The 15,107-nt window shown below is 52.2% G+C and carries 12 protein-coding genes; 9 read left to right on the forward strand and 3 right to left on the reverse strand.

The window, feature by feature from the left end; translation table 11 throughout:
* Positions 1-194 precede the first annotated feature (194 nt).
* From NYR02_RS06845 to NYR02_RS06860, 4 genes are all read left to right on the forward strand, one after another.
* Positions 195-866, forward strand: coding sequence for an SDR family oxidoreductase (locus NYR02_RS06845; RefSeq protein WP_260975618.1), 672 nt, complete (start codon positions 195-197; stop codon positions 864-866).
* A gap of 83 nt (positions 867-949) precedes the next feature.
* Positions 950-1,312, forward strand: coding sequence for a hypothetical protein (locus NYR02_RS06850; protein WP_260975619.1), 363 nt, complete (start codon positions 950-952; stop codon positions 1,310-1,312).
* A gap of 18 nt (positions 1,313-1,330) precedes the next feature.
* Positions 1,331-2,002 (forward strand): hypothetical protein, encoded by a 672-nt coding sequence (locus tag NYR02_RS06855; protein WP_260975620.1) that lies wholly within the window; start codon positions 1,331-1,333, stop codon positions 2,000-2,002.
* A gap of 47 nt (positions 2,003-2,049) precedes the next feature.
* Complete coding sequence (locus NYR02_RS06860) at positions 2,050-2,715, forward strand: DUF4349 domain-containing protein (RefSeq protein ID WP_260975621.1); 666 nt, start codon at positions 2,050-2,052, stop codon at positions 2,713-2,715.
* 59 nt (positions 2,716-2,774) lie between these two features.
* Here NYR02_RS06860 and NYR02_RS06865 read toward each other — a convergent pair whose 3' ends face one another.
* On the reverse strand, positions 2,775-3,440 hold the full coding sequence (locus tag NYR02_RS06865; RefSeq protein ID WP_260975622.1) for a nitroreductase family protein: 666 nt from the start codon (positions 3,438-3,440) through the stop codon (positions 2,775-2,777).
* Between the two features lie 166 nt (positions 3,441-3,606).
* The gene (locus NYR02_RS06870; RefSeq protein WP_260975623.1) at positions 3,607-6,333 is read right to left on the reverse strand and encodes a DUF349 domain-containing protein; all 2,727 of its coding nucleotides are present in this window, start codon (positions 6,331-6,333) and stop codon (positions 3,607-3,609) included.
* A gap of 291 nt (positions 6,334-6,624) precedes the next feature.
* Here NYR02_RS06870 and NYR02_RS06875 point away from each other — a divergent pair, with 291 nt between their 5' ends.
* From NYR02_RS06875 to NYR02_RS06885, 3 genes are all read left to right on the forward strand, one after another.
* Positions 6,625-7,596, forward strand: coding sequence for an alpha/beta fold hydrolase (locus NYR02_RS06875; RefSeq protein WP_260975624.1), 972 nt, complete (start codon positions 6,625-6,627; stop codon positions 7,594-7,596).
* A 292-nt stretch (positions 7,597-7,888) separates the two neighbouring features.
* Positions 7,889-9,334: an exodeoxyribonuclease I gene (gene sbcB, locus NYR02_RS06880; RefSeq protein ID WP_260975625.1), complete on the forward strand. Its 1,446-nt coding sequence runs from the start codon at positions 7,889-7,891 to the stop codon at positions 9,332-9,334.
* A gap of 309 nt (positions 9,335-9,643) precedes the next feature.
* Positions 9,644-11,041 carry a solute carrier family 23 protein gene (locus NYR02_RS06885; protein WP_260975626.1) on the forward strand — a complete coding sequence of 466 codons (1,398 nt, stop codon included), beginning with the start codon at positions 9,644-9,646 and terminating at the stop codon, positions 11,039-11,041.
* Positions 11,042-11,129: 88 nt separating this feature from the next.
* Here NYR02_RS06885 and NYR02_RS06890 read toward each other — a convergent pair whose 3' ends face one another.
* Positions 11,130-11,711 (reverse strand): hypothetical protein, encoded by a 582-nt coding sequence (locus NYR02_RS06890; RefSeq protein WP_260975627.1) that lies wholly within the window; start codon positions 11,709-11,711, stop codon positions 11,130-11,132.
* Between the two features lie 103 nt (positions 11,712-11,814).
* On the opposite strand from NYR02_RS06890, the gene NYR02_RS06895 reads away from it, so the two are divergent.
* Positions 11,815-12,570 (forward strand): TSUP family transporter, encoded by a 756-nt coding sequence (locus tag NYR02_RS06895; RefSeq protein ID WP_260975628.1) that lies wholly within the window; start codon positions 11,815-11,817, stop codon positions 12,568-12,570.
* Positions 12,571-12,810: 240 nt separating this feature from the next.
* A complete protein-coding gene (locus tag NYR02_RS06900) occupies positions 12,811-15,021 on the forward strand; it encodes an EAL domain-containing protein (protein ID WP_260975629.1) in 2,211 nt (736 codons plus the stop codon).
* The last annotated feature ends 86 nt before the right edge of the window (positions 15,022-15,107 follow it).

Raw genomic sequence — 15,107 nt, forward strand, 5'->3', positions numbered from 1 at the left:
TCTTCTTTTTGCCACTCTTTTATACCGTTATCAATTTTGGCGCTTTGCAGGTCAGGCTGAGGTGATGCTTTGTCACAACCTGTTCTCTGCCGGATTACGGTGTTTGATGTGAATAGGCCGCAAAACAGGGTAGTATGCCGCCGGTTAATGCCCGAAACGCATGCCTGCACAAATGCTCAAACCAGGAGGCCCTGATGGCGAATGTAGTAATTACCGGTGCAAACCGTGGTATTGGTCTGGAACTGGCCAAGTTGTATGCCGCAAAGGGGGATTCTGTCACCGGTGTTTGTCGTGAAACCAGTGACGAGCTGGAAGATATTGCCGATCAGGTGATCAGCGGTATTGATCTCACCAATGATGAAAGCATTTTTGCAGTCACCAGTATTCTTGAGCAATTGCTGGAAGGCGAGCTGGATATTCTGATAAACAATGCCGGCTTGTTCTGCAATGAAACACTGGATGAGATGAACTTTGATACGATCCAGCAGCAGCTGGATATCAACGCGATTGTGCCGCTTAAGCTGACTCTTGCACTGCTGCCATTTATGGCTGAAGGCAGCAAGATTGCTAACATCACCAGTCGTATGGGCTCCATTGCCGATAACACTTCCGGCAGCTATTACGGCTATCGTGCCTCAAAAGCGGCGCTGAATGCTTTTGGTAAATCGCTGGCGGTTGATCTGGCACCACGTGGTATTGCGGTGGCGCAACTGCATCCGGGATTTGTTCAGACCCGCATGGTTGGCTTTAATGGCGATATAACACCGGCACAGGCTGCAGAAGGTCTTGCTGCGCGTATTGCAGAACTGAATCTGGCGAACAGCGGTGGCTTCTGGCACTCCAATGGCCAGCCATTACCCTGGTAGGCCTGCCGCCCGTTAATTTGTATGTACTCTGATTTAACCCTTTCATACGGCATGAGAGGGCACACCGATAACAGGAAGATAAAATGTCAAACCGTCGTATCAGTAAGAAATTTCACAGCCGCTACCTGGCCGATTTTTTTGTCGAATGCAGCCAGGACCCGGAGTGGGAAAAGAAACTGCGTGAACTGAAAATTGAAGACAAACTGAACACTGCTGAAGCAGGCTTCCCAGCCGACTTTACTGAGTTCTTCCCGGAAACTCAGGGTCTGAATCTGCAATACTGCATTGAGCGCATCACTCTGGCCGATGTACCGCGTGCCGCTTCCTGCTGGTGGCCAACCGATGACAATACGCATTTTTATATGGCGTACCCGGCTGAGTTTCCACAAAGTTCTATTTATATGGCTATCGATTTTCCTGATGGCCATGAAAACTGCTGTAACTGATTAACTGCGGCTGTTGCGGTGACCTCTTCAGTGGCTGAGCACGCGGCAAATAGCGCAGACGTTTTAAAAGAACGTCTGCGCGCGCAGCGTGATCTGTTGAATGAGCTGCACTCCACCCGCCTGCACCGGGCATTAAGCTGGTTGCAGGCGGCACAAGCGCAACAGGACGATGATGATCTGCGGTTTATCAGTGGCTGGATTGCTTTCAGCGCCTGTTGCTCCGTGGATGCCGGCGGTCAGCCGCTGGAAGATCAGCAGGCCGTACAGCGTTTTGTACAACAGCTGGTGAATTTTGATCAGCATAAAAAAATTTATCATTGCCTCTGGCACCAGTATTCCGGGCCGGTTAAAGCCCTGCTGAAAAATCCGTATGTATTCGCGCCGTTCTGGGTCAGCCAGCGCGCTGGTCATGACGACTGGCGTAAAGCCTTTGATGAATCCTCCGTTGCCGCGCTGAATTGCTTAAGCCGCAAAAAAGTCCCGGAATTACTTACCCTGGTGCTGGATCGTTTATTCGTTCTGCATAATCAGGTGGTGCGTGGCGGTGCAACCTATAAAAGCCGGGTTAACCGTGAGCAGGTGCGTGATGGCGCTGATTTATTGCTGACGCTGGTGCCGGTGTTTATCGATATTATGCTGGATGCACAGGACCAGGACTGGGGCGAATTAGCTTATCCTGTGGTTGGCTGAACAGAGTAAGCCTGCACCATTTTTCTCCGTTATTCGTAAAGGACTCTATGAAAAATCCGGACGCTTTTTTTAAACTGACACTTATCTGTTTGTTGGCGCTGCTGTCGGCCTGCGCTGCTCCGATGAATCAACACATTAATTACGAAGCGGCAGAGCCTGCACAAGCCCAGGTTGATGGTCGTCTGATCATCAAATCCGCTTCGCTGACACTGGTGGTTGAAGATATAGCTGCTGCGTCAGCGGCTGTTAATGCGGTATTAAGCGAGGCAAGAGGCTATGTCGATTCGTCTTACGATGAAGGCGATAAAACCCGTCGTCTGTCGCTGCGTGTACCAGAGGCTCACTTTGAGAAAACTGTTCAGCGTCTGGGTACTTTGGGAGAGGTCAGCGATCAGAATATCCGCACTCAGGATGTCACCAGCGAGATTGTTGATTATGAAGCCAGGCTGGCCAACCTGATTACTCTGCGTGAACGCATGAAGGTGTTGCTGAACCGGGCCGAAAAAATCGAAGATATTTTGGTCATCGAAAAAGAAATCAGCCGCCTGCAGACCGAAATTGATACTTATGAAGGCCGCCGCAAAGTCCTGCGCCAGCAGGTCGCGTTATCGGATATCCGCGTAACGTTGGAAAAGAAAGTGACTCTGGGGCCGTTAGGTTATATCGGCTACGGTTTGTATTGGGCCGTCAGTAAATTATTTGTGATTGAATAAAAATAAGATAAACCGCTGCGGCAAGCCGCAACGGTTTATTTATTCAGCTGACATTTTATTCAACTGACAAAGCTCACTGCATCCTGCAGTGCAGCACGGTCGGTGCGGGTTTTATTGGCGTCGGCATTGTCATCGGCATAACCGAACGACATACCAAACAGCACACCACGACCTTCCGGTAATTCAAGGAATTCACGCACTGGCTGCGGGAATTGCCCGAGCGCCCCCTGCATGCAGCTGTCGATGCCACGCTCTTTCAGCAGCAAGGTCAGCGTTTGCGCGTAAATACCCACATCCACCGCGCCCATAATGTCGAGATAGGTGTCCATGGTGAAAAAAGCCACGTGCGGTGCATCAAAAAATGCCCAGTTACGCAGCATCGCCATATTGCGCTTCATTTTGTCTTCGCGGGCAATGCCCATTGAACTGTACAGCGCATTGGCGGAGCCGAACTGGCGTTCGCGGTGAATGCCTTCGTAGGCCACTTTCCAGTTAAAGTCCGGCTCTGGTGGCTGTTGTTTCATGACGGTGCCAATCAGCAGATTTTTCAGCTGATCTTTTTTCGCGCCGGATACCACATAGGTTTGCCATGGCTGTACGTTGCAGTTAGACGGTGCGCGTTGCGCGGCGCTGAAAATTTCTTCCAGAATATGTTGTTCAACCGGGTCTTTTTTAAAGGCGCGGACGGAATAGCGGGAGTTCAGAATTTCGCTCAGGGACATCATTCAGTCTCTTATTATCAGGGAACACATCGTCACCGATGTTAGCAGTCAATGGTGTTTCCGTGCAGGGCAGATGTGCCAGAAAAGAAGTGGCAGCTGGAATAACAGCGGGGGAAAGAATAGAAAAAGCCCGCGGCGCGGTGGCCGCAGGCTTGATACGGATACCGCCTCAGAGACTGGCTTGCAATGCCTGAACAAAACGCTGTTGCAGTGCGGCATCACGGTTGCCAGCGGCCGCCAGCCAGCGCTCTACCAGCTGTTGGCGTTCCTGTGCCGGAGTCAAACCTTTGCCTAAGCCATCGGCCAGACGCTGAACCTGCAGCGCCATGCGGCGGGATTTATCCGCCTCTATGGTTGCTACTTCGGCGAGAATTTCCATCAGGATGCATAAATCCTGAGCATTTTCATCGCTGCTCAATTCATTCTGACGTGCCTGGTTGAACTGCGCGTCGTCATATCCCTGCGGCAGGGCGGTGCTGCTGGCTTCTGCCCATTGCGCATCGTCAGCCGTCAGGTTCTGCAAGCGGCTGATCAGGCCTGCCCAGCGTGCCTGTTCGGCTTGTTTTTGCTGGTTCTGACGCAAATCCTGCAGCTGTTGCTCGTGGTCCTGCAATTGTTTACTCAGACGCTGATGGGCGCTGCGCGGTAATTCCAGTGCTGAGAATTGCTGCTTGATGTCGGCCAGTGCATCACGCAGTTGCGGCAATTGCGCTTCGCTGGCATCGGTCAGCAGTGCGCTGGCCTGCTGAACCAGAGTCTCTGCCTGGCTGACGGTCTGTTCCAGCTGGGCTTTACGCTCGGCTTTGCTTTCATCCAGACGGGCAAATACGGCATCGCAGTGGGCGCGGAATTGCTTCCACAGCTTCTGATCCGGATTGCGTGGCGTGACGCCTACGGCCTTCCATTGCTGTTGCAGTTGTTTGACCTGATCAATGGCGCCGCTCAGATCGTCCTGCTCAATCAGTGCTGCGGCATTATCTACCAGTGCCTGTTTGGCTTGCAGGTTGCGGTCGTATTCGGCTTTCAGGTGGCCATAAATGGCATCGCAGGCCTGTTGGAAAGCTTCCTGCGTGGTTTTGTGCGCGTTACGTTCAACCGGTGAATACTGGCGGAAAGTGTCGCGTGCGGCGTCCAGTGTTTTCTGTACGGTTTTCCAGTCGGCGTTGCTCCAGTCCATCGCCGCTTCGTAGCTGAGCAGCTCGGCGGTCAGTTGCTGGCGCAGTTCAATATTGCGATTACGCTGCTCGGCGATTTCAGCAAAGTAGGCGCGGCAGGGTTCAAATGCCTGGTCACCGGCGGCCTGAAAACGCTCCCACAGAGCCTGGTCGGCGGGGGCGTGACCGAGGGTTTTCCACTCTTCTTGCAGGGCGTGAATTTTGTCGGCCAGAATACCGGCGTCGATGCCGGCGTTGATCAGGGCTTCCATGGCGCTGACCAGGGCTTCTTTTTTCGGTGTGGTGGCAAAGCCTTGCCAATCACGCATTTCCTGCAGGCGGGCGCCCAGGCTGCGGTATTGGCGCTGGGCGTTCTGTGCCGCCTGGCTGTCCACCTGGCGCAGGTTTTGTTGTACCTGTTGGCTGAGACGACCAGCATCTTTTAACTGGCCGTCGTTCAGCGCCTGTTCGAGCGCACTCAGCTGCTGGTCGAGGGTATTAAGCCGCGCCTGTTGCTGTTGTTGCAGTTGCGCTAAAGCCGCTTCGGCCTGCTGTTGCTTGTGGGTGACGGCGTTCAGCCATGCCGGTGCCGGTAAGGCTTGCGGCCAGGCCAGTTGCTTCAGCCATTGCTGGGCCTGTTTGGTGATATTTTTCAGGCCATTCATATCATCGGCTAACGGTGCATCCAGCCATTTCTGCAGTTTTTCCTGCTGATTGCTGTAATGCTGATTGGCGGATTGCAGTGCCAGTAACTGTTGCAGCTGGTTTTCAAACTGGCGGGTCTGCTCAGCGGTCGGTTTGTGCTGGTGGAAAGACTGATCCCAGTCCTGTTGCAGTTGCTGTAACGCAGCGCTGATATCGGCTTGCGGATTAGCCGGCGCTTCTTCCGTCAGTTGTGCCAGGCGCTGCAGCAGTTGTTCCTGTTGTGCGGCCGCCGCATTGGCGGCGACGCGTTCTGCAGCCTGACGTTGTTCTTCTTCGGCGTGTGCGCTCAGCAGGGCATTGGCCTGTGCCAGTTCGGCATTGATATTGGCTGCGGTTTCGGCCGCGGCCTGCGCCTGCAGTTCCTGCCATTGTTTGTTCAGTAATTGCAGCTTGCCGTTAAATTCCGGGTGGTAGCCGACCTTGTTCAGGTATTTCGCCTGCGCCAGCAGGTTATCGATGGCATCGGTCTGCGCCTGTTGTTCCTGCTGGGCGGCTTTATGCGCGGCCAGACGGTCTTTGCACAGACGGTAAATAGCTTTGTCTTTGCCCTGGGCATGATCCAGCAGTTGCTGCAGCAGTTCCGGGCTGTCGATGCCTTCGGCAGCGGCCAGACGCACTTTGGCGACAGCGTGGGTACGCGCCAGTTGCAGGCGTTCCTGTTCGTCGCTGATGCGGGCAATGGCTTGCAGACGCAGTTCGTTGTCGTCGGTCAGACCGGCGATCTGCACTAACAGACGCGAGTCCTTAATCTGGCTCAGGTCGTTGTTGGCAGGCAGCAGTTGGGTGAGCAGACGGCTGCGGGCAGCCTGGCGCACATCGTCGCGGGCGCTGTGCAGCAGTTGTTCCAGTGCGCTCGGCTGGTCAATGCGGGCAATGGCCAGCTGACGCAGTTCTGCCTGGGATTCGTTGTTCACGAAGGTGATCAGTTGGTCGGGCGATTTCAGATCCTGCAGCGCCTGTCGACGTACTTCGGGGTTTGCATCCTGCCACTTCTCAATCCGTACTTTGGGTTTAAAAAACTTCTTGAATAACGCCATCGGGATTCCGTCCAAACTGTCACAAAAAAAAGCGCGGTCATTGTACCCTTCGCACCTGAATAAGGAAGGGCTGTTATTGGCATTAGCAAGGTAAGGCTGACCGCCCGCCACGCAAGACGATTGAAAACAGCTGTGATAAAGTTCTGCACGACCGGTTGCCTGATATAAGGCCCGGCTGTTGGGGCCTGCTTAATCAGAGAGAACAGGCCCTGAAAGAAAGTGTTGTCGGGATTCAGGCGTATCGCGCGCAACGCTGGTTAAAACAATAAGAAAATCACCTCGGGGAATCGCATGAAATCCATCCAACTGTTGCTGATGATCAGCCTGCTGGCATTAACCGGCTGTGCATCTATGGGTATTGGCTCTCGCCCACTGTCAGAGCTGACTCAGAATTACACCAACGAGCAATCCAAATTTTTAGCGGTGGATGATCTGGTGATCCATTACCGCGATGAAGGCCAGGGCCCGGTGCTGGTGTTACTGCACGGCGTGGCGTCATCACTGCACACCTGGGATGGCTGGGTGGATGAACTGAAAGGCAGTTACCGCATTATCCGCCTGGATCTGCCGGCTCATGGTCTGACCGGTCCGGACCCGAAGATGGAGCGCTATAACATCGGCTATATGGTCGACAAGTTGGATAAATTCCTGAACAAACTGGGCGTGAACAAGATGTCTCTCGCCGGTAACTCACTGGGTGGTTATATCAGCTGGAATTATGCGCTGCACCGTCCTGACTGGGTGGAAAAACTGATTCTGCTGGACTCTGCGGGGTACCCGCAGGATATGCCGTTTATTATGGATTTTGCTTCCTGGCCGGTCATCGGCGAGATGAGCAGATTAATGATGCCGCGCTTTATGGTCGGTATGAATGTTCGTGCGGCTTACGGCGATGACAGCAAGGTAGACGACAAACTGGTTCACCGTTACCACGACCTGACGCTGCGTCCGGGCAACCGTGAAGGGCTGGTGAATGTGTTCCGTACGATGAAAGAACAGAGTGATAATCCGCATCTGGGCGACCGGGTGGCGGAAATCCGTGTACCGACCCTGCTGATCTGGGGTGAGGAAGACCAATGGGTGCCGCTGGATATTATGGAGCGTTTCCGCCGTGATCTGCCCAATGTCAGCGTGATTACCTACGAAGGGGTCGGCCATATGCCGATGGAAGAACTGCCGGTGCAGACTGCCCGTGACGCGCGCAGCTTTCTGCAGACCGGCAAAATCTTTACCCTGCCGGCAGCAACCGCAAGCGGCGACTGAGGTTTCAGGCGTCTTGGGCCTGTCGACACTCAGTAAACCGGACCTGCTGAGAGCCAGTTTTTCTCAGAGCAAGGAGAGAGGAGTGATATTAGCGGGCTAAATGAATAACGAGCGACGACGGTTATGGGGAAAACTGGCCTCAGCCCGAAGGGTTACGGCTAAAAAATTCCTCATCCAGTGTTGCTGTTCGTTCGCTTAACCCGTTAGGCCACACTCTCAGCGCCTTGTTTGAGAAATTTTTAGCCAATAACAGGCCTGTTTAATGAGTGTCGACAGGCCCTAGGAAAAGAGTGTGAATACGATTGTCTGGTACGACTACGAAACCTTTGGCGCCAGTCCGGCCTGGGATCGCCCGGCACAATTTGCCGCGATCCGTACGGATGAAGACCTGAATGAAATTGAAGAACCCATCGAGCTGTTCTGTAAGCAGAGTGACGATTATCTGCCGCACCCGCAGGCGGTGCTGATTACCGGCATCGTACCGCAGGATTGTCAGAACAAAGGTCTGAGCGAAACCGATTTTATCGGCCGCATTAACGACGTATTCAGCCAGCCGGGTACCTGCAGTGCCGGCTATAACAGCATCCGTTTTGACGATGAGTTTACCCGTTACGGTCTGTACCGTAATTTTTATGACCCATACGCCCGTGAGTGGCAGGGCGGTAATTCGCGCTGGGATTTACTCGATGTGGTGCGCTGTGCCTATGCCCTGCGCCCCGAGGGTATTTTCTGGCCAGAACACGAAGATGGCCGTAAAAGCTTTAAGCTCGAGCACCTGACTGCGGCTAATGGTCTGGATCATGGTAAGGCGCACGATGCGGTCTCCGATGTGCGTGCCACCATTGCGCTGGCGCGGCTGATTAAAGATAAGCAGCCTAAATTGTATCGTTACCTCTATGGTCTGCGACAAAAAGCCCAGGTCGGCGCGCTGGTGGATGTGCTTAACCATAAACCGCTGGTGCATATTTCCGGTATGTTTCCGGTTGAGCAGGGCTGTATGGCGGTGGTTGTACCGCTGTGCTGGCACCCAAGTAATAAAAATTCTTTTATTGCCTTCGATCTGCATCAGGACCCGACGCCGCTGTTTGAGTTAAGCGCCGAAGAGATCCAGCAGCGGGTGTTTACCCGTAGCGCCGATATGCCTGAGGGCATGACCCGTCTGCCGCTGAAAGAAATTCATATCAATAAAGCGCCGGTGCTGGCGCCGGCTAATACCCTGACGCCGGATCAGGCAGCGCGCTGGAACCTGAGCGGTGAAACCTTACGCCGTCATCTGGCGCAGATTAAAAATAATGGTGATTTAACCGCCAAGCTGCATCAGGTATTCAGTGGCCGGGAGTTTGCACCCACTACTGATGTCGACAGCCAGCTGTACGATGCGTTTTTCCCATCCGCCGATAAACAGGCAATGCAGACCGTACATGAATTATCGCCCTGGGATCTGGCCGACTGGCCGGCACCGTTTAAGGACCGCCGTGGTGAAGAAATGCTGTTCCGTTACCGTGCGCGGAATTTTCCCGACACCCTCAACGAGGCCGAACGTGAGCGCTGGGAGCAGCACCGTATGGCGCGTCTGATGCACACCGACCCGGCATCACCGGTGATGAATTACGAGCGCTTCGCCCGTGAGCTGCAGTTGGCGGCACAACAGGTAGCCGATGACCCGGTTAAACTGCAGTGGATTCAGGATCTGCAGGTGTATGCCGAATCTATTTATCCATACGATGATGCGTACTGACGGAGCGGTGCTTTCAGTCAATAAAAAGGCTAAAAAAAACGCTGTACTGATTTCAGTTCAGCGTTTTTTTTAGCTTTTTCATTGGCATTTATTGCCTTTTGTTGCGGCTTCCGGCATAGCACTATTGCTTAAAAATCACTGGATAAAATCAGTGTTTTCCCGCTGACAAAAAATACGTACGACCTTGGTTTAATTTTAAGACTAAGGTGGTGTGCACTGCTCTCGCTAATGCTTCCTCCATTCTTTAATGTCCGCGCTCTGATAACTCATAACAGACGCAAACAACAATAAACGAGGAAGAGAGCACTTATGCAAATGCAGCAACGTACGCCGGGAGGCGAACAACCGTACTGGCCAGCCGGACCGTTTAAGATCCGACTGCCTTTTGTTCATTACCGCTGGGAAATGGCTGAAACCATTCAGGGACTGGTAATGTTTGTGGTTGGCCTGGCCATGATTCCATTGCTGGAAAAATATCTGGGCATGCCGTATGAAGCGGCTCTGGCGTTTACCTTTATTGCGGGTCTTGGTTATATTCTGCCGGCTTTGCTGGGTGTACCTCTGGTTCCGGGCTGGATTACGCCGGCGATTCCGGTGGTTATTCTGTTTCTGAACGGCTTTGAACCAGGCCCGGATGCTATTAAAGCGTTATTTGCTTTACAGATTGAAGTGACGCTGATCTTCCTGATTCTCGGTCTGACCGGCTGGGGTTCAAAACTGGTTCAGGTGATTCCTAACTCTCTGAAATCGGGCATTATTATCGGTGCCGGTATTGCCGCCTTAATGGGCGAATTAAAAACCGGTGGCCGTGTGGACGCGACACCGATTTCGCTGATTATCGGCTCCGTTGTTTCAGCCTATGTGCTGTTTTCCCTGTCGTTTAAAAACGTCGTTGAACAGTCAGTCATTGCCCGTCGTATCGCTAATTTCGGTATGGTGCCGGGTATGATTATCGCCATGATCGTCGGCTGGATTGTCGGTGAATATCCGCTGCCGGATATCCAGTGGGGGATTACGCAACCTGATTTTGCACTGATGGCTAATTACCTGACCTTTGCTGTTGGTTTCCCGGGCTGGGATGTATTCCTGCTGGCCATCCCAACTGCGTTAATTGCTTACGTGATTGCCTTTGGTGACATCATTGTTGGCTTTACTCTGGTTGAACGTATCGACAAAGTCCGTACCGATGAAAAAATTGAAACCAACGTTGACCGTGTACACGTTGTTACTGCGATCCGTAATGGTATTCATGCCTTCTTCGCGCCGTGGCCGGGTCTGGCTGGTCCGCTGTGGACGGCTGCACACGCAACCGTGGCAGAGCGTTATGCCATGGGCCGTAAAGCGATGGATTCTATCTACAGTGGTGGTGGTACGTTCTGGCTGACCGGTTTGCTCGCACTGTTCTGCCTGCCTCTGGTGACCATGTTTAAACCGGTACTGCCGATTGCGCTGTCACTGACGCTGATTCTGACCGCTTATATCTGCATCATGGTGGGTATGGAGCAACTGCGTAACCCAACCGAACGTGGCGTGGCCGGTATTGTGGCGGTAACCCTGGCGATGCCGGACCCTAAATCCACCGTGTATGCGGTGATTATCGGTCTGCTGTTGTACTTCCTGATTGAGCGCCCAAGACTGATGGGCAAACATAAAACGGAAGACGAATTTATGTTCGCCGACCCGCAGGAAAGCACCGAAAGTAAATAAGTATTTATTGATGTGCTGAAAAGCCCCGCTCATTGGAGTGGGGCTTTTTTATTTTCGCGCTACGGTTCTGGCTGATAACGACGGCTGATTATTTTGCCGCAGAATGGCTGATTTCAATCAGCTCCTGCTCGCCGGGAAAATCCGGTAGTAACCAGATTTTTTCAAAACAGTGGTGGGGCAGTTTCAGATGGCGGACGATGGGTAAAAAATCATCGCGGTTCCACAGTGGACTGGCGTTGCGTATAACCAGCCAGACGCGTTTGGAGTGATAACGCTTACGGGCTTTATTCAGCAGAATACGATTGAGTGCGGTATGCAGTTTACGGCCGCTTTCCAGACTGGCAAGGTCTGCCAGATAGCTCCACAGGTGATCATCGCCATGATAATGGTTGTGGTCGGCTTCACTGGCATGATCAGAGGAAGCGATACGCGCTTCATTCTCGCTGGCATATAAATGGGCAATTTCCAGATCCAGCGCTTCGCCCTGTAAATAACAGGAAATATCTGGCTTGGCCGGTTCGTTATGCCAGATATGACGGATTGGCTGCTGGAATTCCCGCTCATAGGCCCGCATAAACAGCTTAGCCGCATCACGTTCCAGCCGGCGTTTCTCCGTATCGGAGTGACTTAACGGTTTACCGTCCTGGGTGTGGTGAATATCTGAGGTCATATAGGCTCCGTCTGACGCCATCGCAGCAGGCCGGAAAGCGTCGCTGTTTGCACCTCTGGCCTTCGCGTATGATAAGTGCTGTTTATCTACCGCAAAGAATACTATGCCTGAGTTATCTGTTGATGTGTTGCTTTTGTTAGCGCTGGTGGCCTGTGCGGCGGGCTTTATTGATGCTATTGCTGGTGGCGGAGGATTGCTGACCATTCCGGCATTGCTGGTCGCCGGATTGAATCCGGTGCAGGCGATTGCTACCAACAAGTTACAGGCGTGCTTCGGCAGCTTTACCGCAACCCGGTTTTTTATCCGTGAAGGGTTGGTCAGTCCGTGGCAACAACGCTGGAGTGTTATCGCCACCGGGCTTGCGGCAGCGGCTGGTGCACTGGCGCTGCAATGGTTCGACAGTGCGTTACTGGTTGCGGTCATGCCTTATGCCTTAATCATAATCGCTTTGTATTTGTTGCTGGCGCGTAAAGTCGGAGAGCAGGAAACAACCGCAAGACTTACGGGGCGGCAATTTAACGCCAGTGCGGTTCCGGCGGTTGGTTTTTACGATGGCTTTTTCGGGCCGGGTACCGGCACCTTTTTTACCCTGGGGTATTGTCAGTTACGCGGTATGAACATGCTGCAGGCCACAGCCCACGCCAAACTTTTGAATTTCACCACCAATATTGTTTCGCTGTTGATCTTTATTTTATCGGGTCAGATCGCATGGGTTGTCGGTTTAAGCATGGCGCTTGGGCAGGCGCTGGGCGCACGCCTGGGAGCGGCAACGGCGGTACGGCGCGGTGTGGTGTTTGTGCGTCTGATGACCGTTGCGGTATGTATTGCTATGAGCATCAGTCTGCTACTGAAGAATTAGTTTACAGCCGCTTCTGCGCTTCAGCTCAAAATCCCAATATCGCCCTCAGTGGCGTGAATTGACATGGTAATCTGCGCTTCTTGCTGGATTTATCAGCAAATCAGTCAGGAAGCTGTTTCTGATAGCTGTTATCAATGGCAGCATCCGATGCTCTCACCTATAACTATATAAAAGCCCAACACTCAGTTTTTATCCGGCCGCTGTTTGGTTAAGGCTGGTGAGACAAGGAACTTCTCACAAATGTCCAATGATGCGTTCGTATTCAGTGACGATGAATGTACAACCTCCGCGCTACAAGCTCCTGCCAGCTGGAAGATCCTCAGTGTTGAGGATGATCCTGTCTATCAGGCCTCGCTGCTGCACAGCCTGAATGGTCTGATGTTCAGAGATCAGCTGGTAGAGGTATTAACCGCCAATTCAGCGGCCTCTGCGGCCGAGTTATTGAGCAGGCATGATGATATTGCCGTCATGTTGCTGGATGTGGTTATGGAGCAGGACGATGCGGGCCTGCGTCTGGTCAGTTCTGTGCGCGAAGTGTTGGGTAACTCAAGCATCCGTATCATATTACTGACCGGCCAGCCCGGCGTGGCTCCTGAGGCTGACGTCATGCGTCAGTACGATATCGACGAGTACTGGAATAAAGCGGAACTGAGCAGGGATAAGCTGCACTCTGTTATTGGCAGCCATCTGCGCACCTGGCACTACATGATGGAGTTGAATAAAGCGCAGCGTGGTTTGCAGCTGATATTGGACGCTTCCCGTAGTTTGCACAGTAAACAGGAATTGGGTCCATTAACTCAGGCAGTACTGACGAATATTGGCCGCATTATTGGTACTGGTGTGAATGGCATTGTTTGCATGGGGCATTTCCGCAATATGCAATTGAATGATGCCAGGGTGATTGCAACAACCGGTGATTACCATGACATGCTTGAGAAAAACCTTACCGATATTCCGGCTGATGAGCGAATGGCAACGTTACGATCAGCAATCGCTGCTCAATCTCATCAGTTTCATCCCGATCATTCGGTACTTTATTTTGATACCCATGCGATTGATGGGGCGGAGTATCTGGTTATGGTTGACGGTATTGTCGAGTTGACCGCCGCTCATATTAATTTACTGCGGGTATTCAGCGAAAATGTACGCAGTGGTTTTTCTAACGTAGCTTTGCTTAACCGCGTCAGTCATCTGGCCTATTTCGACGATCTTCTGAATATTCGAAACCGTAATGGTTTACTGCGTGAACTGGACTCTCTGAACGACGATGACCGGCATGAAAGTTTGTTATTGCTGGTTAAAATCAAGAGCTTTCAGGATGCTATGATCACCTTCGGTGAGCGTTATTGTGACAATTTGCTTAAAGCGACCAGTGAGGCACTAAAGCAACAGCTGCCTGGATTCAGCTGTTTTTCAACGATCAGTGCCGGAACGTTTGCGTTGGTATTTACTCATGAGTCTCAGCCTGATGATGAATTATTGCTGCAGATTTTTGAACAATCGCTGACGCTATCCGGTGTGCAGCATCATATTCAGTTAATATTTTGCAAACTGGAGCTGAATTTACTTCAGGATGCTTCGGCTCAGGAAACACTCCATCTGGCAGAAGTTACGTTGTCAGTGGGAGAGAGTTACAACCTGAACCTGATTGGTTACACCCCGGGCTATCGTGAAAAAATAACAGCCAGACATCTGCAATTGCTGGAGTTGCAGCAGGCATTAGAGAACAACGAACTGTTTATTATGTTGCAGCCTAAAGTGGAGCTGGTCAGTAAAAAAGTGGCGGGTTTCGAAGCGTTGGTACGCTGGCGGAACAGTAATGGTGATTATATCCCACCGGATGTGTTTATCCCTCTGGCTGAAGCCTCAGGGCTGATTTGCAGCCTGGATCTTCATGTTCTTCGTCTGACCTTTGCGGCGGTTAAGCAATTAACCGATGCGGGTTTCGAGCTGCCAGTATCGTTCAATGCCAGCGTATCGGATTTAAATAACCGCGACTACACTCAGGAAATTTTTCAGGCCGTCAAAGAACATCGGGTTAATCCTTTATTGCTCGATATTGAAGTTACCGAATCTCAGGTAATGAGCGATTATCGTGGTTTTGATGCATTGCTGCGCCGGTTTATGGCATTAGGAATGTCAGTCAGTATTGACGATTTCGGCACGGGCTATTCATCGCTGTCGCATATCACCAAGCTGCCCGCAACCACATTAAAAATAGATCGCTCTTTTGTCAGTGGCATCGAAGAGTCAGAAGACGACCGGCATGCGGTGGATATGGTTGCTAAAATAGGCCAGCGCTTTGGTTATCATATTGTTGCCGAAGGTGTTGAAACCGAAGCTCAGTGCGAGTGGCTGCGCCAGGTTGGCTGTCCTGTTGGACAAGGCTATCTGTTTGCCCGGCCAATGACTGTAGACGATGTGATTGCATGGCTTCGTACCTACCCTTGAAATCTTCGGCAACGGCTTCTGGTCTGGCTGCTGTCGCGGCGGATGTTTTTCCATACTGTTCAGTGCCGGCACAGAGAAAACAGGGC

Source organism: Thalassolituus pacificus (genome assembly GCF_025318105.1).
Lineage (GTDB): Bacteria > Pseudomonadota > Gammaproteobacteria > Pseudomonadales > Oceanobacteraceae > Venatoribacter > Venatoribacter pacificus.

What these genes read in the sequence shown, in the direction of transcription:
- NYR02_RS06850 (WP_260975619.1), top strand. Translation starts at nt 950, where the DNA reads ATGTCAAACCGTCGTATCAGTAAGAAATTTCACAGCCGCTACCTGGCC.
- NYR02_RS06860 (WP_260975621.1), top strand. Translation starts at nt 2,050, where the DNA reads ATGAAAAATCCGGACGCTTTTTTTAAACTGACACTTATCTGTTTGTTG.
- NYR02_RS06845 (WP_260975618.1), top strand. Translation starts at nt 195, where the DNA reads ATGGCGAATGTAGTAATTACCGGTGCAAACCGTGGTATTGGTCTGGAA.
- NYR02_RS06870 (WP_260975623.1), bottom strand. Translation starts at nt 6,333, where the DNA reads ATGGCGTTATTCAAGAAGTTTTTTAAACCCAAAGTACGGATTGAGAAG.
- NYR02_RS06875 (WP_260975624.1), top strand. Translation starts at nt 6,625, where the DNA reads ATGAAATCCATCCAACTGTTGCTGATGATCAGCCTGCTGGCATTAACC.
- NYR02_RS06885 (WP_260975626.1), top strand. Translation starts at nt 9,644, where the DNA reads ATGCAAATGCAGCAACGTACGCCGGGAGGCGAACAACCGTACTGGCCA.
- NYR02_RS06890 (WP_260975627.1), bottom strand. Translation starts at nt 11,711, where the DNA reads ATGACCTCAGATATTCACCACACCCAGGACGGTAAACCGTTAAGTCAC.
- NYR02_RS06865 (WP_260975622.1), bottom strand. Translation starts at nt 3,440, where the DNA reads ATGATGTCCCTGAGCGAAATTCTGAACTCCCGCTATTCCGTCCGCGCC.
- NYR02_RS06895 (WP_260975628.1), top strand. Translation starts at nt 11,815, where the DNA reads ATGCCTGAGTTATCTGTTGATGTGTTGCTTTTGTTAGCGCTGGTGGCC.
- NYR02_RS06900 (WP_260975629.1), top strand. Translation starts at nt 12,811, where the DNA reads ATGTCCAATGATGCGTTCGTATTCAGTGACGATGAATGTACAACCTCC.